General features: G+C 34.5%; 19 protein-coding genes and 1 pseudogene. 12 read left to right on the plus strand and 8 right to left on the minus strand.

The features are described from left to right. The first annotated feature begins 3 nt into the window (after positions 1-3). From BW926_RS08205 to BW926_RS08215, 3 genes are all read left to right on the plus strand, one after another. The gene (locus BW926_RS08205; RefSeq protein ID WP_076446053.1) at positions 4-822 is read left to right on the plus strand and encodes an RsiV family protein; all 819 of its coding nucleotides are present in this window, start codon (positions 4-6) and stop codon (positions 820-822) included. A 215-nt stretch (positions 823-1037) separates the two neighbouring features. Beyond that, positions 1038-1832, plus strand: coding sequence for an RsiV family protein (locus BW926_RS08210; protein WP_083672285.1), 795 nt, complete (start codon positions 1038-1040; stop codon positions 1830-1832). Between the two features lie 43 nt (positions 1833-1875). Next, complete coding sequence (locus BW926_RS08215) at positions 1876-2727, plus strand: diacylglycerol/lipid kinase family protein (protein WP_076446055.1); 852 nt, start codon at positions 1876-1878, stop codon at positions 2725-2727. A 349-nt stretch (positions 2728-3076) separates the two neighbouring features. Here BW926_RS08215 and dctA read toward each other — a convergent pair. From dctA to ggt, 6 genes and pseudogenes are all read right to left on the minus strand, one after another. Further along, positions 3077-4281: pseudogene (dctA, locus tag BW926_RS14740) on the minus strand (C4-dicarboxylate transporter DctA). A 215-nt stretch (positions 4282-4496) separates the two neighbouring features. After that, positions 4497-5537, minus strand: coding sequence for a sulfite exporter TauE/SafE family protein (locus BW926_RS08225; protein ID WP_076446057.1), 1041 nt, complete (start codon positions 5535-5537; stop codon positions 4497-4499). A gap of 10 nt (positions 5538-5547) precedes the next feature. After that, on the minus strand, positions 5548-6330 hold the full coding sequence (locus tag BW926_RS08230; RefSeq protein ID WP_076446059.1) for a phosphatase PAP2 family protein: 783 nt from the start codon (positions 6328-6330) through the stop codon (positions 5548-5550). Positions 6331-6399: 69 nt separating this feature from the next. Beyond that, positions 6400-7686 (minus strand): sensor histidine kinase, encoded by a 1287-nt coding sequence (locus BW926_RS08235; RefSeq protein WP_076446061.1) that lies wholly within the window; start codon positions 7684-7686, stop codon positions 6400-6402. A 63-nt stretch (positions 7687-7749) separates the two neighbouring features. Continuing rightward, complete coding sequence (locus BW926_RS08240) at positions 7750-8424, minus strand: response regulator transcription factor (protein WP_076446063.1); 675 nt, start codon at positions 8422-8424, stop codon at positions 7750-7752. 63 nt (positions 8425-8487) lie between these two features. Beyond that, the gene (gene ggt, locus BW926_RS08245; RefSeq protein WP_076446065.1) at positions 8488-10173 is read right to left on the minus strand and encodes a gamma-glutamyltransferase; all 1686 of its coding nucleotides are present in this window, start codon (positions 10171-10173) and stop codon (positions 8488-8490) included. Between the two features lie 90 nt (positions 10174-10263). Between ggt and BW926_RS08250 the strand changes: the two genes are divergently transcribed. Together BW926_RS08250 and BW926_RS08255 are read left to right on the plus strand one after the other, a co-directional pair. Beyond that, entirely contained in the window at positions 10264-11229 is a 966-nt protein-coding gene (locus BW926_RS08250) for an NAD-dependent epimerase/dehydratase family protein (protein WP_076446067.1), read from the plus strand. A gap of 84 nt (positions 11230-11313) precedes the next feature. Beyond that, a complete protein-coding gene (locus BW926_RS08255; RefSeq protein WP_076446069.1) occupies positions 11314-12066 on the plus strand; it encodes a polysaccharide deacetylase family protein in 753 nt (250 codons plus the stop codon). Positions 12067-12128: 62 nt separating this feature from the next. Here the strand turns inward: BW926_RS08255 and BW926_RS08260 are convergent, their stop codons facing one another. Continuing rightward, a complete protein-coding gene (locus BW926_RS08260; protein ID WP_076446071.1) occupies positions 12129-13334 on the minus strand; it encodes a metallophosphoesterase in 1206 nt (401 codons plus the stop codon). Between the two features lie 68 nt (positions 13335-13402). Next, positions 13403-14470: a 3-oxoacyl-ACP synthase III family protein gene (locus BW926_RS08265; protein WP_076446073.1), complete on the minus strand. Its 1068-nt coding sequence runs from the start codon at positions 14468-14470 to the stop codon at positions 13403-13405. A 101-nt stretch (positions 14471-14571) separates the two neighbouring features. On the opposite strand from BW926_RS08265, the gene BW926_RS08270 reads away from it, so the two are divergent. The 7 genes from BW926_RS08270 to BW926_RS08300 all read left to right on the plus strand — a co-directional run bounded on the left by BW926_RS08270 (position 14572) and on the right by BW926_RS08300 (position 20509). Then, entirely contained in the window at positions 14572-15141 is a 570-nt protein-coding gene (locus BW926_RS08270; RefSeq protein ID WP_076446075.1) for a hypothetical protein, read from the plus strand. A gap of 3 nt (positions 15142-15144) precedes the next feature. Further along, entirely contained in the window at positions 15145-15876 is a 732-nt protein-coding gene (ubiE, locus tag BW926_RS08275) for a bifunctional demethylmenaquinone methyltransferase/2-methoxy-6-polyprenyl-1,4-benzoquinol methylase UbiE (protein ID WP_076446077.1), read from the plus strand. A gap of 3 nt (positions 15877-15879) precedes the next feature. Next, positions 15880-16662 carry a type IX secretion/gliding motility protein PorT/SprT gene (locus BW926_RS08280; protein WP_076446079.1) on the plus strand — a complete coding sequence of 261 codons (783 nt, stop codon included), beginning with the start codon at positions 15880-15882 and terminating at the stop codon, positions 16660-16662. A gap of 139 nt (positions 16663-16801) precedes the next feature. After that, a complete protein-coding gene (locus BW926_RS08285) occupies positions 16802-17104 on the plus strand; it encodes a hypothetical protein (protein ID WP_076446081.1) in 303 nt (100 codons plus the stop codon). Beyond that, on the plus strand, positions 17104-17391 hold the full coding sequence (locus BW926_RS08290; RefSeq protein ID WP_076446083.1) for a cell division protein ZapA: 288 nt from the start codon (positions 17104-17106) through the stop codon (positions 17389-17391). The genes BW926_RS08285 and BW926_RS08290 overlap by 1 nt, the downstream gene beginning before the upstream one ends. Positions 17392-17619: 228 nt before the next feature. Beyond that, entirely contained in the window at positions 17620-19188 is a 1569-nt protein-coding gene (rny, locus tag BW926_RS08295; RefSeq protein ID WP_076446085.1) for a ribonuclease Y, read from the plus strand. 79 nt (positions 19189-19267) lie between these two features. Next, positions 19268-20509 carry an MFS transporter gene (locus BW926_RS08300; RefSeq protein ID WP_076446087.1) on the plus strand — a complete coding sequence of 414 codons (1242 nt, stop codon included), beginning with the start codon at positions 19268-19270 and terminating at the stop codon, positions 20507-20509. Positions 20510-20553: the final 44 nt, after the last annotated feature.

Consider the following 20553-nt stretch of genomic DNA (forward strand, 5'->3'; position numbering starts at 1 on the left):
AAAATGAAAAAAATCGCATCCACTGGAGCATTTTCTATGCTTCTTTTTTTCTTTTCGTGTAAAAAAAATGATGCCTTAAGAAATTCACCTGAAGTATCTCAATCTAGCATCAAAATTGATTCTTTGGTTGTAGAAGATTCTACGCAGCTTTTCAAAACAGTTAAGCTTAATTATAAATCATCATTACGTCTCTTTCCTGAGCTCGAGGGTAAAAAAGTTTTGGACAGCATTTATTTTAAATATAAAGGAAATAAAGATTTTTCAAAAAACGGACTTGAAAAAGCATTACAGACCGAGAAAAATAATTATTATGCAAAGCTAAAAGATCTTTATAAGGATGATGAAAATTATCTTAATAATAATGAAAGTTGGATGCAGGACTTTGGAATGAAAGTGAAATCCAATCAGAATAATTATATGTACATTCAATACCGTTCTGAGTCTTTCTGGGGTGGGGCACACAGCAATTACGTTTATACAGATAAAGTTTTTGACCTACAAAATGATAAAAAAGTAGAGCTTTCTGACATTACTTCTATGCCTAGTGATGAGATCGAAAAATTATTAAAAGAGAAATCAAAGACGATAAGCAAAGGAAATGACGGAAATAATAAACCGTTGATGGTCTTTGACGAATTATATGATACAAAAAATAAGCTTTTGTTGAATAATTTCTACTTTGATGATAAGAACCTTTATTTTCATTACAGTCAGGAAGAAGTAGCACCTTATGTAATCGGAGATATTGTGATCCCGATTTCCTGGGAAGAGTTGAAAGGAAAATTAAACCCTGAATTTCAGAAAAGAATGAAAATTAATTAAGTGAAAATTTTTCATTTTTTTAACGTTTTCGCTAAAGGTTGATTTAAGTTAAAAATAGAAATATAAAAATATGTAAATTGATAATAGTTTTAATTTAAATTGATGATATGGAGAAAGTAATTTTTGAGTACTTTTTTTATTGATAACCAGAATGTTATTTATTGTTTTAATGGAATAATATTTGTTCACGAATACTACAGAATATACTTTCACAAATGAAAAAATACACTAAAGCTACATTATTATCGGGTTTATTGCTTATGACTCTTTCATGCAGTAAAAAAGAAAATTTAGAACAGAAAACGCAAGAAGGGAAGATGGAAGGTTTTCCTATTGATTCAATTTCTCTTAATGATTCAGAAAAAATCTTCGATTCTGTTACGATGAATTATTCATCAAAATTGTTGATCTTTCCAAGTCTGAAAGATAAAAAACTGTTAGACAGTATTTATTTTGACAAAAAAGGATTAGCCGATTTCTCCAAAAAAGGATTGACGGATGTCTTCGGAAAAGAAACGGATGCTTATTTTGGTTCTGTAAAAAACAACCAGAAAAAAGCCGATACTCATTACAAACAGACTTGGGAACGCATTTCTAAAATGACGGAAAAGTCTTTTGTAAATGATTACCTGCACATCCAGTATTCTACAAAAGTGCTTATCGGAAAAACGCAAAGTACGTTAGAATATCAGGACAGGGTGTTTGATATTAAGAATAATACAAAAGTACAGTTAAGCGATATCACTACGGCATCAAAAGAAAAATTATCTCAGCTTCTTGAAAAGAATTTTGATAAAAATGAGAAAAAAATAAAGTTTGCTGATCTTACGATGAAGAAAATTTCTCCGAATAACAATTTTTACTTTGATGATAAGAACCTTTATTTCCATTATAACCTGGATGTTTTTATGCCGGGTTACCCAATGGGAGATGTTGTGGTTCCGGTACCTTTGGAGGAATTGAAAGCGGATCTTACCCCAGCGTTTAAAGAAAGAATGAAAATTAAATAATATTAATGCTTCCGGTTTGGAAGCATTTTTTATTTTTGTAATAATGGAAAGAGTAGCTTTTATCATCAATCCTTTTTCGGCCAAAAAAAATTATCAGTCGTTTCTTAATGAGCTGAAAACTAAAGTGCAAAATCCTTTGTATTATATTTCAGAATCGATTTTGGGAACGGACAAATTTATTCAAAAGCATTTTAATGATGTAGATATTTTTGTAGCAATAGGAGGTGACGGAACTATTTCAACCATTGCTTCAAATCTTATTAATACAGATAAAATCCTGGCTATCTTTCCGGCCGGTTCAGGAAATGGTTTTTCTAATGAAACTAAATTCAGTAAAAATCTAGATGAGCTACTAGAGAAAATCAGGCTAAAAAACTCAAGAAAAATAGATACTTTTACGGTGAATGACAAACTTTCTATTAATGTTTCCGGAACTGGTTTCGATGGGAAAGTGGTAAAAGAATTTGAAAAAACAGATCGTGGATTTAAAAATTATATTAAAGTTTCTCTGAAAACATTTTTCAATTATAAACCTATTAAGGTTAAGTTTTTTAATGAAAAATATCAGCAGTACAACGGAAAATATTTAATGGTCAATATTGCGAACACTCGTCAATTTGGAAATAACGCTTACATTGCGCCACAGGCAAGTAAAAGTGACGGCCTGGTTGATATGGTTTTAGTGAAAAAGTTTCCGCTGACCTATTCTCCACTTTTCGCATTCCGAATGTTTACAAAAAGACTGAAAGATGATGGCTACGTTACTTATCTTCCTGTTTCTGAAATCGAATTTAAAGTAAATACAAAAAACTGGCATCTGGACGGGGAATTCAATAAACTAAAATCTCCAATTCATATCAAAGTGCAGCCTTCGAGCCTGAATATTTTGGTTTAGGTAATGAGAATAAAATATTTCTGGAGGAGAAAAGGGATTCCATAAGCAAATAAATATACACTTTTGTCATTCCATAAGAATCCAGACTCATTTTGTAGCAATTTGTTTAATGTCTTTGTCGAGATTTCTACGAAATGACAAAAACTTTATGTAGTAATTGTTATTCAATAAGGGATTACTATAACCCTAGCCCTGATCGCAGCATTTGTCTGAGCTCATTTTTATATTTTTTGGCGCGGCAGCGAAGCTGCCGCGCCAAAAAATATAAAAATAACGAGTGCGGAGAGCGGGAGATAGCTTCTTTAAAAAATTATATATACAATTTGATATAATTAAAAATTTCCCAAAATTAAACTTCCAGTTTTTTCTCAACTTTATTCGGATGATTTAAACAATAATTGAGCTGGTCTTTATCCAACTGTCTTTCCCAGTTTGCGACAACAACTGTTGCTACAGAATTTCCGATAACATTTGTAAGGGCACGGCACTCACTCATAAATTTATCGATTCCTAAAATCAGGGTCATTCCGGCGATGGGAATTTCGGGAACGACTGCCAAAGTCGCAGCCAATGTCACAAAACCGGCTCCTGTAACCCCTGCAGCACCTTTGGAACTTAACATCGCTACCAAAAGCAGCATAATTTGCTTTTCAATCGGAAGATGGATGTTCAAAGCCTGAGCGATAAAAAGTGAGGCTAATGTCATGTAAATATTGGTTCCATCGAGATTGAAAGAGTATCCAGTAGGAACAACAAGACCGACAATTGCTCTGGAACAACCTGCTTTTTCCATCTTTTCCATAATTCCGGGAAGTGCAGATTCTGAGGAACTTGTACCTAAAACTAAAAGCAATTCTTCTTTCAGATAATATAATAATTTGAAAATATTGAATCCGTTATACCATGCTACAGCTCCCAAAACCAAAATCACGAAAAGGGCAGAAGTAATGTAAAAAGTTCCGACTAAAAAGATGAGATTCAGAACAGAATGAAGCCCGTATTTTCCGATAGTGAAAGCCATGCTCCGAAAGCACCGATGGGTGCCAGTTTCATCAGCATGTGAACAATTTTGAATACCGGAGTGGAAAGATCCTGCAAAAATTCGGTTACTTTCTGACTTTTTTCTTTTGTTAAAACCAAAGCAACTCCCATTAAAATCGCAACCAAAAGCACTTGCAGAATGTTTTCTCCAACCAGCGGACTGAAGAGAGTTTCAGGAATAATATTCATGATAAAACCTGTAAGTGTGGTTTCATGAGCTTTCTGCTGGTATTGTGAAACGTCTCCGGAGAGGGTAGAAGGATCGATATTCAAACCATGGCCTGGCTGCAGAATATTTCCTACGACTAAACCGATAACTAATGCTAAAGTTGAAAACGTTAAGAAATAGATCATTGCTTTTACGGCAATTCTTCCAACTTTTTTAAGATCGGTCATGTGTGCGATTCCTAAAGTCAGGGTAATGAAAATCACCGGAGCGATAATCATTTTTACCAGTTTGATGAATCCGTCGCCGAGAGGTTTCATTTTTTCACCCAGCTCAGGATAAAACATTCCCAACAGAATTCCCACAATGATGGCTATAATTACCTGAAAATAAAGCTGCTTGTAAAGTTGTTTTGCTTTCAAAAGTTTATTGATTTTAAAAGGCGAAAATTAATGAAATTTACCTTTAAATATGACAAAAGTCAGGAAAAGTTTCGGCGCGGCTGAAAGCCGCGCCGAAAATATTAACTACGTGTAATAATTTGCCTTTTTAGCTTTTATCCCTATTGTATTTCTAATTTTTTGATCATTAGATTGTTTTTATAACAGTAAAATTCATAAGTAGGCTGCTGGCCAAAAGAGAAAACTTTTTCTATATAAATGGTATCGTATTGATTTTTTATCCCATTATATTTTTCCTTAAGAATATTGGGCAATTCATCAGATTTAATAGGTCGTTCTACTTCAAAACCGTCATCAAAAGCAAATTCTATAATGAAATCAGTATTTCTCCATGAAATGATAGATTCTGATTCAGAGGTTTTATGAACTGTAGATAAAGAAATCTTGTCTTGCTGTATTATTTTATCTGAGGTTCCCAGTAATAATAAAATTCCGGACAAAACCATTGCCCCGTAACCAATTTTCTTGAATAAAAACTCACTTAAATAGGGAAGAATATATTTTACTGTATAAGACGAGAGGATCGTTGCAATAGCAATTGTAAGTCCCAACCATAGTGATGTAGAAGAATATAAGCCAAGAGAAATATAAATTATGAGTTTAATTAAATGGAGAAAAACTTCATTTGCCGCTCTTGTTGCTACGATTTCTTCCTTTTTAAGCCCGAATCTAAGATAAAATCGATTGAATAATAAACCAATTGCACCTGTAATTCCAGAAATAAAACCTGCAAAAAAACCTATAACAGCTAAGAGGAATTTAAAATATGGTTTTTGATTTTCTTTCTGCAATTTTTTAGTTTTAAATAGTTCCGGTAAATTGGCAATAAGAAAAAATGCAACAATTAATTGAAGATAATTAGGGTTGACATATTTAATAAGATAAGCTCCTAGCAATACGGCCGGAATCGAGAAAGGAACAAACCAAAAGAAAATATGCCATTTAATATGCTTTTTAAAAACAGAAATTCTGGATACAGAACTGGTAAAAGTACCTATCGTTAATGAAAAGGGAACGACTGAACTTGGCAAAAGCAAATTTAAAATAGGAATTAAAATCAGACTTGCCCCACCACCACAGATTGCACTGATCCAAAAAGCTATTACGGTTCCTAAAAATAGAAGTATGATGTTTAAGGTCATGACAAATGATTTAAAAGTTCTTTACAAGACTAATTCCGGTATTCCCATTTTGGTAGTAAGGCATAATCATGGTTTGGTTTTTCTCTTTTTTACTACCTAAAAAATGATTGATTTTAGGATATAGCCAATAAGCTAATTCTGTAGATAAGATACCGAAACCTGCACCTCCGACAACATCCCCGAGCCAATGTTTATTATTCAACATTCTATATGCAGCCGTAAAAACTGCAAATGAATAGCCGGAAATTCCTAGTAGAAAATTGGTGTCTTTATATTCTCGGAACATAAACTGAGCAGAAGCAAAAGCCATGGCAGTATGACCGGAAGGAAAAGATAAATTATTAGAAAAATCAGGTCTTTCTTCTTTTATAATATGTTTAAGAGGAAGGATGAAGGCAGTTGTAATCATTAATGAAGTACCATAAATAATAGTTCTTTCTTTAAAATTATGTTTTCCCTTTACTCCAAGAGCATTTAAGCCATATACCAAAACTCCTGGAGCATATTGCGTATAATTGTCCAGTCTTATGTGATCCGGTTTATGCTCACTGATTTCATATTGAGTGGAAAAGTTAAGCTGTTTCAAATCTTTTATAGTCAAACTCGCAACTCCATAAGAGATTAAAGCTGCAGGTACAATTAGTTTTTTATAACTTAACTGATGGGTTTTATCTTCTGAGTTAAATTTTGAAACTATACTGTCTTGAGTTTGGTTGATTTCTAAGCTGTCTTGTGCGTAAACTTTCTGAAAGCATACAATAATAATGAGTATGCTTGATACTAAACCTTTCATATGATATTTTATGTCTTTTAGGTTAATGATGACACAAAATTGCAACCCAATTTAGGAGAAACTTTGAATTTAGAACTTTATAGAGAAAATATGGTGGTGGTTTTCAAATGTATAGTTGATTTCCCACTTTTGAAATCTACAGATTTCATTGATGATGGCTAATCCTAAACCACTTCCGTTATTATCAGAAGACAGCCTTGAAAATCTTTTGAATAAAGAATCTGTATTAAGTTTTTCTGTTCCGGAATTTGAAACTTCAAAAAAAGATTCAGTTAAGAGTACGGAAATTGAACCATTGGGAAGCGTATGACGGATTGCATTAATTAATAAATTATTGATGAGAATTTCACAAAGTCCATTATTTCCAAGAACTTCAATTTTCGGATGAATTGATGAATGGGTAGTAAGATTTTTCTGATTAAAATGCTCTTCAAACACTTCAAGACTTTGACTTACTAAAACATCAAACTCAATTTTCTCTGAATTATTAAACTGACTGTTACCTATTTTGGCAAGAAGAAGAAGATTTTTGTTAATTCTCGAACTACGTGTTAAAGCTTTATTGATATCCTCTGCAATCAAATACTGTTCCTCCGTTAAGCTTTCATTTTGAAGCAGTAGATCTATTTTGTGCTTAATGATTGTTAATGGAGTCTGTAGCTCATGCGAAGCGTTTTCGGTAAACTCTTTTTGAGCCTTATATACAGATACACTGTGTTCTATGAGTTCTTGTAATGACTCATGAAGTTCTTCAAATTCGACGGTATCTGTTTTTTCAAACTCAATGTGATAGTGGTTGTTCAGATTAAATTTTTTAAGTTTTTCTAATGTATTTCTAAACGGTTTCCAAATACTTACAGAGAGTTTTCGATTGATAAATAATAAACCTGAAGCAATGACAATAAAGAAAAAAATAGTTGTTACAGCAATCACAGAGATAGTTTCCTGTGACTCTTCAATGTTGGTCTGTACCGTAAACAGAAATGGTCTATTATTAATATAAACAGTTTTTTTTAAGCATCTGTAATTTTCTATTTCGTGTTTTATGGCAAAATTCTTTTGCTTTTTTATCGTAAAATATGAGTCTTTATGCGAAACATCTTCGGGAATACTTTCAATGTTTGTTTCAGGTTGAATACGGTTCCAAAGCCTTATACTTTCATGTAATTCAGCATCGGAAAGCTTTAGTAAGTTAAATTCATAAGCGGTTTTCTCTGCAACGGTTTTATTATGCTCATCCAATTCACTTTCCCAAACTGTATTTACTACCAGATAATAAATAGGAATACTTATTATCAGTACGATAAGTACATAAATGATAAAAGGCTTTGTCGCTTTGCTTAATAATGGTTTCAAAATAAAATGTTGAGATAATATAAGTTATGATTTTTTGAAATAGATTTTTTTGTTAATTTTTCATTAGGAAATCCATTTGTATCCGGTTCCATAAACTGTTTTTAAATAATGATTGCATCCTGCATCATAAAGCTTCTTTTTTAAATTTTTAATGTGCGCATACACAAAATCATGATTGTCGAGCATATCTGCGAAATCACCAGACAAATGTTCTGCTAAAGTACTTTTGGAAATGACTTTGTTTCTATTTCCAATGAAGTAAATAAGCAGATCAAACTCCTTTTTGGTAAGCTCAATTACTTGATTGTTAATAGAAACCGTTTTGGCTAAAAGATTTATCTGTAACTCATTTTGAGTGACTGTATTTGAATTATTAAATTGTTTTCTACGGATAATAGAGTAGATTCTTGCCATTAACTCAGAAAGATGGAATGGCTTAGTAAGATAATCATCGGCTCCCATTTGCAGTCCCATTATTTTATCATCCAGTGCGTTTTTTGCAGAAACGATAATGACACCATCCTGTTTATTTTCTTTTCTTAAAGCTTCTAAAATAGCAAGACCATTTCCATCAGGAAGCATAATATCTAAAATGATACAGGCATAATCAAACGTCTCTATTTTGTTCATAGCCTCATGAAAAGTAAAAGCGAATTCACATAAATAGCTTTTTTCAGATAGGTATTCAGCAATACTTTTAGATAGTTCCGACTCGTCTTCTATAATTAAAATTTTCATATTGCTAATGTATTAATACAATTTTGAAGAAATTTTGAATACAGTTTTTATTATTTGACCTTGTTACTCCACCGCCACAGAATCATCTCCACGGCCATCTGCAACCGCATGAATATTTCCGTTATCATCTATCAGGATGATTTCCGTTCTTCCGATCTGGTTCCATTTTTCAGCTTTGTAGCCTAATTTTTCTAAATCTTTAATGGTTGTTTCAGGAAAATTCTTTTCAAAAGCAACTGTTTCAGGAAGCCATTGATGATGGAATTTAGGAGCGTTAACAGAAATATTGGCATTCAATTTAAAATCAACAACATCTACAATCGATTGGTAAACAGAAGTTGGAATTGTTGTTCCGCCCGGAGTTCCCACAACCATATACGGTTTTCCGTTTTTCAATACAATTGTTGGAGTCATCGAAGAAAGCATTCTTTTATTAGGCTGAATAGAATTTGCCTCACCGCCGACAGCTCCAAACATATTCGGAACACCTGGCTTTATGGAGAAATCGTCCATTTCATTATTTAAGAAAAATCCGGCTCCGGAAACGACAACTTTGCTTCCGTATAAACCATTCAATGTTGTGGTAACTGCCGCTGCATTTCCATCTTTGTCGATCACGGAAATATGAGTCGTTTGAGTAGATTCTTTAGGCTGTTTAATGATTTTACCTACTTCCGAGCTTGGTGTAGCTTTATTAAAACTGAAATTTTTCCATCTGTTTTTCAGATAATCATCAGAAATTAAATAGGAAGTTTTGTCCTGGATGAAATCCGGATCACCCATATATTCAGCTCTGTCCGCGTAAGCTCTTCTTTCGGCTTCTACCATAATCTGAACTGCTTTTGTTGAATTCTGTTGATATTTTTCTAAATTTTCATAACCCGCCATTTTCAGCATTTGAGCCAGTAAAATTCCGCCACTGGAAGGTAGTGGCATAGAAACGACATTATTTCCTTTATAATCGAACTCAATTGGTTTTCTTTCAGCTACTTTATAGTTTTTAAGATCTTCCAAAGTGATAATTCCGTTTCCTTTTTTCATTTCAGAAACCAAAAGATCGGCAGTTTTTCCGTCATAAAATCCTTTTAAACCTAATTTTTGAATTAATTTTAAAGTTTCCGCCAGTTCTTTCTGAATTAAAAGATCACCCGCTTTCCACGGAATATTTTTAACGAAAACAGTTGAAGATTGATTGTGCTTTTGGAAATATTCTTTATTTGAATTCAGTAAACTCGCTTCCTGCTCGGTAATGGCAAATCCTCTTTCGGCTAAATCAATCGCAGGCTGAATCAATTGATCCATAGGAAGTTTGCAATGTTTTAAAGTTGCGAAAAATCCTGCCACACTTCCAGGAACTCCCACTGCGAGCCTTCCGTTTTGGGAAAGATCTGTATTGGCTTTTCCGTTTTTGTCCACGTACATATCGTGTGTGGCTTTTTTTGGAGCGGTTTCACGATAATCAATGGTAAATTTTTCTCCGTTATTTTTTACACCCACTAAAAATCCGCCGCCGCCAATGTTTCCAGCCTGAGGATAAACTACCGCCAAAGCATATTGTGTCGCAACAATTGCATCGTAGGCGTTTCCTCCCATTTTCAAAACTTTTGCTCCGGCTTCACTGGCTAACGGATGTGCGGAAACAACAACACCTTTATTCTTTACTTTTACTTCCTTTACAATAGTAATGTCAGTGTATTGTGCTGATAATGTGGTAGAAATTAGAATTAGTGAAATAATAATCTTTTTCATTTGGAATTTTTGTATCCGAATTTACAATTTTGTTTTAAGATAGTGTACAAAATATTTACTTTTGCTTTTCATCAACTAATAAAAGTAAAAATGGAATCCCACACAGAAAGAATACTTATTACAGGTGCTTTAGGACAAATCGGCACCGAACTTACGAACAGGCTTGTTGAAATTCATGGCGCAGATAATGTGGTTGCATCCGGTCTCGACAGGTGGCAAAAGGGAATTACTTCTGCAGGCCACTATGAAAGAATGGACGTTACCAATTCCCAATTGGTAAGGCAGGTGATCAAAGATTACGAGATTACGACGGTTTATCATTTGGCTTCATTATTGTCGGGTACTTCAGAAAAGCAGCCTATTTTCGCCTGGAAATTAAATCTTGAACCATTGCTTCATTTTTGTGAATTAGCAAAGGAAGGGCTTATTCAAAAGATTTTCTGGCCAAGTTCAATTGCCGTATTTGGAAAGGGTATTCCAAAGCATAACGTGGGACAGGACGTGGTTTTAAATCCTACAACGGTTTATGGAATTTCAAAAATGGCAGGAGAGAAGTGGTGCGAATATTATTTCGATAAGCATGGAGTAGATGTAAGAAGTATCCGCTATCCTGGTTTGATTTCATGGAAAACTCCTGCAGGTGGAGGAACGACAGATTATGCGGTTGAGATTTTCTATGAAGCTATTGAAGAAGGAAAATACACAAGTTTCATTTCAGAAAATACAGGAATGCCGATGTTGTACATGGATGATGCCATCAACGCAACGTTGAAATTGATGGAGGCTCCGAAAGAAAGTCTTACGGTTCGTTCGTCTTATAATTTGGGCGGAATGTCTTTCACTCCAAAAGAATTAGCGGAAGAGATCAAGAAAGAAATTCCAGGTTTTGAGATCGATTATAAACCTGATTTCAGACAGCAGATCGCAGATTCTTGGCCGGCTTCGATTGATGATTCTGTAGCGAAAAAAGACTGGGGATTAGCTTATGATTTTGGGATTTCTGAAATGACAAAAGATATGATCAAAAATCTTAAAGTGAAATTAAGGAAAAATTAACAATTTAAAGTTAATGTTTAATTAATTTTGTGTTTAACTTCTGATTATCAATTATTTTAATTATTTATCTAAAATTAAGTTTAAATGGTGTTGTTGACTTTCAATATAATAAATGTAAATGCTGATTGTAAAAATGAAGTGAGAATTTCCAATGATGAAAAGGTGAAAATTACCATTGATAACACAAAAGCAATTCTAAGAATTTTAGATATTCATGATATAAAGGTGAGCTTTTTTGTTGAAATTTCTTTAACAGAAAAACTTCATGATCTGATAAAAGCAATTTCATCCAAGGGGCATGAAATTGCTTTTTACAATAAAAATTCAAATAGTAAGGAAATTGAAAATGCCAAGAAATCTGTTCAGGAATTGTTAGAAAAACAGATCAAAGGGATTCGCCAGAAAGATGTGAAATTGAATCATGAGGATTTAAAATTTTTAGAATTTAACTATGTTTCTAATATCGATAATGCGAATATTCTTTTTCCTTTTAAACGTCTCAAAAGAAATACAGAGATCATCGAAGAAGAAGGAATAAGTATTGTTCCGGAAAGTATTTCGCCGTATAGCCAGCTGCCGTATAATGACTTTGTTTTCCAGATGCTGCCAATGAATTATTATGAAAGTATGGTTTTTGAAACCCTGAAGAAAGATGATTTTGTACTGATTTATTTGAATTCCTGGCAGTTTACAGATTTCAGCAAATATAAATTTAATATTCCTTTATACAGACGCCTGAATTCAGGCAAAAAAATGGAGGACAAATTAGATGCCCTCCTTACTTGGATCAACGAGAAAGAAATGGCTACTTCCCGTATGAAAGATTATATTTTTTAGGTTGCAGGAATTAGGTTTTTTTGGTAAAGACTTTAAACCTAAAAATTCTGAACCCTATATTTTTAAGCCAATTCAAAAAGCGTTATTTCTGGCAAAACACCAACTCTTCCCGGATATCCTAACACTCCGAAACCTCGGTTTACATACAGCATTTTTCCTTCGCTTTCGTATAAATCGGCCCATTTTGGATATTTGTACTGTACCGGGGACCATTTTACATTTTTCAAATCCAGACCAAACTGCATTCCATGTGTATGACCCGAAAGCGTTAAATGAATATCTGTTGGGTGTTTTTTAACCACGTAATCGAAGTGGGTAGGATCGTGGCTCATCAAAATCTTTGTGGCGTCTTTAGGCACATCTTTTAAAGCTTCATCCAATCTCCCGAATTGTGGGAAAGGCTTCAACCCCCAGTTTTCAACGCCAAGAATGTATAGTTTTTCGCCATTTTTCTCAATGATTCGGTGTTCGTTTCGGAGCATATCAAAACCGGCTTGTCTTTCGTAATTGATCAGGGTGTCTAGATTTTTCTTTTTTGCATCAAGGGAAGCCCATGTTACGTAATCACCATAATCGTGGTTTCCAAGTACAGCAAATTTGCCATCTTTCGCTTTAATTTTAGAAAATAGAGGAATAAACGGTTTGAATTCTTCAGCGACATTATTCACCATATCTCCTGTGAATAAAACAAGATCAGGATGTTGTTCATTAATTAAACTAATCGCGTGTTCTAATTTACTCGGATCAGAAAAGCTTCCGCTGTGAACATCTGAAATCTGTAAGATTTTGTAGCCCTTGAAGCTTTTCGGAAGATTTTTAAAATTAATTCTTACTCTTCTTACTTTGTGGCGGTATTTACCAAATGTGATTCCGTCGATGAAAAGAGCAGAAAGTACACCTCCCAAGCCTAATCCTACCAGACTCAGGAATTTTCTTCTTTCAGGAAAAAAATTTTCTCTTGGGCTTGCAAATCCTACTAAATATCTTCCCGTTCTGAAAATATCATCAATTAATAAAAACAAAACAACGAAAATTTTAGGTAAAATAAATACCAAAAACAGCGAGATCATAATCTGCATTCTCATCGTACTTCTGTCTGATTTTTGGATATGTGTGATTTCGTATGCGAAAAGCCCGTAAACGCCTAAAGTTATAACCCAATATCCGAGTCTGATCCAAAAATTATCCGTTAATGTTCTTATAGCCTGATAGATATAAAATTCTAATAACAGAAATACAGATGCGATTATTAAAAAATTTCTTTGCATAATTAAGTTTAAAAAAAGCACAAAGAATAATTTCCCTGTGCTTTTTTATATTTTAAATTAAAATACTATTAAGGAAATCTATAAACGATAGCATTGATGTTCATTCCGGCACCTACCGAAGTCATCACAATGTTACCCTTTTCTTTAAACGTTTGACCGTCCATTTTTCCTTTAATTATTAAATCATACATAGTAGGGATAGTGGCTACAGAAGAGTTTCCAAAATTCTGAATAGTCATAGGAGAGATAGAGTGGTCATAGTCTTTAACGTCATAAAGCTTGTGGAGTCTTTCGATCATGGCATAATCCATCTTAGCATTGGCTTGGTGGATCAGGATTTTGTCGATATCTTCGATAGATAGATTTGCATCTTCAATAGTCTCTTTAATGGCAGCAGGAACGTTTTTAAGAGCATACTCGTAAATTTTTCTTCCCTGCATTCTTACAAATAAACGGGTCTGGTCAGATTCTTTATTGATGGATGGTCCGTTTGCCAGATAATCCATCTCAATACCGTTGTCACAAATCGTATTGTGGGCAATAATTCCTACGTTTTCTTCGCCAGTAGCTTTTACCACAACTGCTCCGGCACCGTCTGCGAAGATCATTCTGTTCCTGTCATGCGGATCCGTTACCCTGCTTAGTGTTTCTGCGCCAATTACTAAGATGGTTTTTGCCACTTTAGCTTTAATCAAATTATCAGCCAGAATCATTGCCTCCACCCATCCCGGACATCCGAAAAGCATATCGTAAGTTACACATTTTCTGTTTTTAATGCCCAATTTATTCTTTACTCTTGCAGCCATTGTCGGCATGAAGTCTGCGTATCCGTGTACGGTAACTTCACCGAAATTACTTGCGTAAATAATATAGTCTAATTCTTCCTGATTTATTTTTGCATCTGCAATAGCAATTTTTGCAGCTTCGTAACCGATCTGTGAGTTGGAAAGGTCATTCTCAATAAACCTTCTGTTTTCTATTTCCGTAATTTCTACAAATTTTGCAATAGTTTCTTCAGCAGGCTTATCAATCTTGACCCCGTCTTCTGTATAAAACTCTGAACCTAAGAAATAGTCTCTCCCGATAATTCTGCCGGGAAGGTAAGATCCAGAACCAATAATGATCGTATTAGGCATTCGTTTAAATGATTTTTTAAAAATGCAAAGTTAATAATTAATATTAATAACCGAGAATTAAAAATATTATTAAATTTGCAAAAATTGTACTTTACAATCTTATGAAAAACAATCCGTCCGTAAAAGGCTTACTTATTGCAATTGTGGCATTTATAATCGCCTTTGGGATCTACTTCCTTTTTTTAGCCAAAAAGAATTATTATGTAGTGGATAATCCTACTCCGAATATATTTTATTATAAAATAAATAATGGTTCGGAAGGGACGATCGCCGGGGGGCAAACCGTAAAGGTAGAATTGAATAAAGGAAAAAATTCAATTAAAGTTTTCGACCATAATAAAAAAATACTTTTCGATTCTGCATTTGAAGTGAATAAAATTCGAGGGCTGATTAATATTGCTCATCAGGATTATTATATTAATGATCAGTTTTACGGATACAATCTTAAAAAAGATTCATTACTTTTGGCGCTTGATAAAACCATGATTGACGGCAAAACATATTTTGGAGGAGCGAGACACTTCAACAAATTGTATACTGATGATTTTTACTATAATGTAAACGAAGATTATGATAGGATAATCAAAAATATACAGCAAGTAGAATCAAGATCAAAAATCTTCAGAAAGCAGGATTACCTTAATTATTATAAAGAATATTACAAGTTTTAAGTTTTGACAAAAGATATTACCAAAATTACACCCTACAACTCAGAAGCTACGAAGAAGAGCCAGGTAGAGGATATGTTCGACAATATTGCACTGAAATACGATCTTCTGAATCGTGTATTATCTCTGAAAATTGATGTTTTGTGGAGGAATACTCTGGTGAAATGGATGAAAAGTGACAATCCGCAGGAAGTGCTGGATGTGGCTACAGGAACAGGAGATCTTGCCATTACAATACAAAAAGGAACCAATGCTAAAGTAATTGGTTTAGATTTATCGCAACAAATGTTAAATGTTGGCGTTATTAAAATAAAAAAACTTAAATTAGACGGCAAAATTTCCATGCAAAAAGGAGATGCAGAAAATTTACCCTTCGAGGACAATAGATTTGATGCTGTTTCCGTTGCATTTGGAGTAAGGAATTTTGAGAACCTTACCAAAGGTTTGGCAGAATTAAGAAGAGTGGTTAAAGGTAACAAGAGTGTTTACATACTGGAGTTTTCAAAGGTTGAGGGTTTCTTAGGACCATTTTACATGTTTTACTTCAAAAACATTTTGCCTGCCATCGGCAGGCTGGTTTCTAAAGATAATAGGGCATACACATATCTTCCGGATTCTGTAAATGCTTTTCCTTTTGGGGAAAAGATGAGACAAATTCTTTTAGATACAGGATTTAAAAAAGTTGAATATAAAAAACTAAGTTTAGGTATAGCCACAATTTATAAAGCAACAAAGTAACCTATGAATAAATTTTTATTAAAAGCACTGGTTTTAGCCTCAGTAAGTATTGCAATGTTGGCAAACGCGCAATTCAGAACCCGAAACAGAATGGATAAGTTGGAAGACTTTGACGAGCAGAAATTTAGCTGGGGTTTTTATTTAAGTGGCAACAGGCTAGACTACCGTATCGTTTTGAATCCTAGATACGGGATGAATAATAATCAGAATCTTGTTACCTCTAAAGAAAGCTATAGCTTCGGTGCCGGTTTGATCGCAAAATGGAGACTGAATGATTTTTTGGATGTAAGATTAGAACCAGGGTTACAATTTGGTCAGAGACAACTGACATTCAATACGCAATCAAATGACCAATATGCTGCCGGTACTTTGACAAATGATCCTTTTATTCCGAGGCCATTGACGGAAAAAGACAAAGTAAGAGACATTAAAACCACTTTGGTAGATGTACCTATACTATTGGAGTTCCACGGAAACAGATGGTACAACTCTAGACCGTATGTTGCAGCAGGGGTGAATTATATCGTAAACCTTCAGTCTAATTCAAATTCTACAGATGATAACCTTCAACAGGTTTTCAGGTCAACAACGCACAATTTTGCATGGTCTGCTGAAATGGGGATACAGTTTTACTTTAATAAATTTAAGCTGACTCCGGCGGTAAGAGGTACATTTATCATGAATAACGAGATCGTGGCGGATAATGCAACTACACCACCGTACTGGACGGCTGCAATGTCTACCTTACAGACAAGAGCAATATTTTTCGTTCTTAAATTTGAATAAGAAATTAAACTTAAATATGTAAAGGAGATACGTTTTGTATCTCCTTTTTTATTGGAAATGTCAAAATATAGAGCGTTTTATTTTTGTTAGTATTAATATTTTGTTATTTTTGCTAATAGTTAGAATATACAAACCTGAAATGCTTCAAGATTTAGAAAACAATTTTTCAGAACTAGAGAAAAAGATTTTATTATTACAAAAAAACTATAAAAATCTTGCTGGAAAATTCTCAGAACTGAATATTGAGCATGAAGAGCTGAAGGAGAGATATGATGAGGAAAGAAAGAAAAATCAGGTATTAGCAGAAGAGCAAAAAAATATAAAACTTTATTCCGCAATATCAGGAAACCCGGAGCACAATCGTTTGATGAAAAATCACATCAACAGATTGGTAAAGGAAATTGATTTCTGTATTGCCCAGCTTCAAAACAGTGGATTATAATGGAGGTAAGAAGAATAACCATCAATATTGCAGGAAGGGTATATCCGCTGAATGTACCGGCAGCAGAGGAAGAAACTTTGCGTAAGGTAGGGAAGCAAATTGAAAATATGATTAAAGATTTTGAACAAAATTTCGATGTGAGAGACAAACAGGATGCTTTAGCCATGTGTGCCCTAAAACTAGGGACCAATGCTGAGGTGGTGTCTATGAACTATGAAAAAACAATACATTCTACTAACGAAAGATTAGCAAAAATCAATCAATCGTTGAATGAAACTGGGAAATAGATTTTTTCCCCACAAGGCTGCCTACAATAATTCTAACACATTAAAGGTAAACTCAACGCTAAACAATTACCGAACAAATATCCATTGAATGGCGTGCCGGTTCGTCCGGATTACAGACAGTGGAAATCAGTTCAAATCGTGTTGATTAGGAGTTTACTCTCAATCTCTGGATTATTGTGGGCTTTTTTTATTTAATTTAAATAAGACAATTAAAACTCAATATAGATTATGACAACAGCCATTATAGTCGGCGTTATTTGCTTAGTTATAGGTGCGGTGATAGGAATATTTTTCTCCAGAAGTTCACTGAATACTAAGGCAAAATTTATTATAGATGATGCAAAGAAGAATGCCGAAAACCTTATAGAAAAAGCTACCGTACAAGCTGAATCCATAAAGAAAGAAAAAAACCTCCAGGCTAAAGAAAAGTTTTTGGAGCTGAAATCTCAGCATGATGCAGATATTCAGGCTCGTGAAAAAAAAATGCAGGAGACAGAGAAAAGAATCAAAGATAAAGAACATAAGCTTAACGATGAGCTTAGCAAAACAGGAAAGCTAGAGAAGGATTTAGACAAACAGATAGCAGATTATGCTAAGAAAACTGAAGTTTTAGAAAGAAAGCAGCAGGAATTAGACGTTGCAACGGCTAAAAAAGTTGAAATTTTAGAAAAAATAGCTAGCTATACTGCAGAGGAAGCAAAAGTAGAATTGGTAGAAACCATGAAAGCAGAAGCAAAAACCAAGGCTCAGGCGCATGTTCAGAGCATCATGGAAGAAGCCCAGCTTAATGCTAAAAGCGAAGCCAGAAAAATCGTTATCCAGACCATCCAGAGAATCGGAACAGAGCAGGCAATCGAAAATTCAGTTTCTGTTTTCAATATCGAATCTGATGAAGTTAAAGGTAGAATTATTGGTAGAGAAGGTAGGAATATCCGTGCTTTAGAAGCTGTGACAGGTGTGGAAATTATCGTTGATGATACGCCGGAAGCCATCCTTCTTTCATGTTTTGACCCAGTAAGAAGAGAAATTGCAAGATTATCCCTTCACAGATTGGTTACAGACGGCAGAATTCACCCTGCAAGGATCGAAGAAGTTGTTGAAAAAACAAGAAAACAAATCGAAGAGGAGATCATTGAGGTTGGTAAGAGAACAATCATTGATTTAGGAATCCACGGATTACATCCAGAATTAATCAAAATCGTAGGTAGAATGAAATATCGTTCTTCTTATGGACAAAATTTATTACAGCACTCGAGAGAAGTCGCAAACATTGCTGCAACAATGGCTGCTGAATTAGGATTAAATGTAAAACTAGCAAAAAGAGCAGGTCTTTTACACGACATCGGGAAAGTGCCAGAGCAGGAGTCTGAGCTTCCTCACGCTTTACTAGGAATGCAGTGGGCAGAGAAATATGGTGAGAACGCAGAGGTTGTGAATGCAATCGGAGCCCACCATGATGAAGTAGAAATGACTTCATTGTTATCACCGATCATTCAGGTAGCGGATGCAATTTCAGGAGCCAGACCGGGAGCAAGAAGACAAGTATTGGAATCTTACATTCAAAGGTTAAAAGATCTTGAATCTGCTGCATTAAGCTTTGATGGAGTTTCTTCAGCATATGCTATCCAAGCGGGTAGAGAGTTGAGAGTAATGGTAGAAAGCGGAAAGGTAAATGATGAAGTAGCTTCTCAATTATCTTACGATATTTCAGAAAAAATCCAGAATGAATTGACATATCCCGGACAGGTAAAAGTAACAGTGATCAGAGAAACGAGAGCTGTAAACATTGCAAGATAATAACTGAATAAAGATATTTCATAAAAACCTTTCAAGAAATTGGAAGGTTTTTTATTTTTACCCAATTTAAAAATCCAAAATGCAAGAACTTTCTCTGTCTTCAAAACTGAAGTACATTTTTTCAATCCCTGTTATTATTTCAGCTTTAGGCTATTTTGTAGATATCTATGATTTACTTTTATTCGGTATTGTGAGAATTCCAAGCTTAAAGGCTTTAGGCTTAAATCCGGACGTAGATGGAACATTTATCCTCAATTGCCAGATGGTCGGTTTGCTCATCGGTGGTGTTTTCTGGGGGATTTTTGGGGACAAAAAAGGAAGATTATCTGTATTATTCGGATCAATCTTAGTGTATTCTTTGGCGAATATTGCCTGCGGATTTTTACCCTATTTTCCGAAAGAACATTTGGTGTATCAATATGCAGCTTTGAGATTTGTTGCAGGAATCGGGCTTGCCGGAGAACTTGGAGCAGGAATTACCCTCGTTTCTGAAAGTTTACCCAAGAATTTAAGAGCCATCGGAACTTCTGTTGTAGCTGGTTTCGGATTGATGGGTGCCGTAGTCGCTCAACTAACAGTAGAATTAGCCGGCGGTTGGAATATTTCCTACATCATTGGAGGGATTTTAGGAATCTTATTATTATTTCTAAGAATCAGCGTTTCGGAGTCAGGAATTTATAAGAATATTGAACACAAATCCGTCTCAAAAGGAAATTTTCTTTCATTTTTTACCAATAAAGATCGTTTAATCAGGTATTTAAAGTGTATTGCTGTAGGATTACCGACTTGGTATTGTATTGGGATTTTAGCCGTTTTAGCGAATCAGTTTGCACCGGAATTAGGCATCATAGATCTTAACCCCGGAAAAGCAATTATGTGGGCTTATGTAGGTATTTCTGTCGGTGATCTGGCGAGTGGTTTCATCTCTCATCTTTTAAAGTCCCGTAAGATGGCTATTTTCTACATGCTGGTATTCACCATAATTGGCGTGGCTATCATGCTTTTCGGAAATACCAATTCGGAAACGAAATATTATACTTTCTGTGTCTGGCTCGGCTTGGGAACCGGCTATTGGGCAATGTTTGTCACATTAGCAGCAGAGCAGTTCGGTACCAATATTAGGAATACCGCTACTACAACCGTTCCTAATATGGTGCGCGGATTAGTTCCAATGATGATTTTCGCTTTTGATTTTTTTAAGACCAGTTTTTCTGTCATTATTAGTGCTGCCATTGTAGGAATCATCGTATTTGGACTGGCTTTTTACTCATCCTTTACCATTTCGGAAACTCACGACAAAGATTTAGAATTTACAGAATAATTAAAACTGTTTAAGAAATATTTAAATATCACTTTCCGTTATAA

Source organism: Chryseobacterium sp. RU37D, assembly GCF_900156075.1.
Classification (GTDB): Bacteria; Bacteroidota; Bacteroidia; order Flavobacteriales; family Weeksellaceae; genus Chryseobacterium.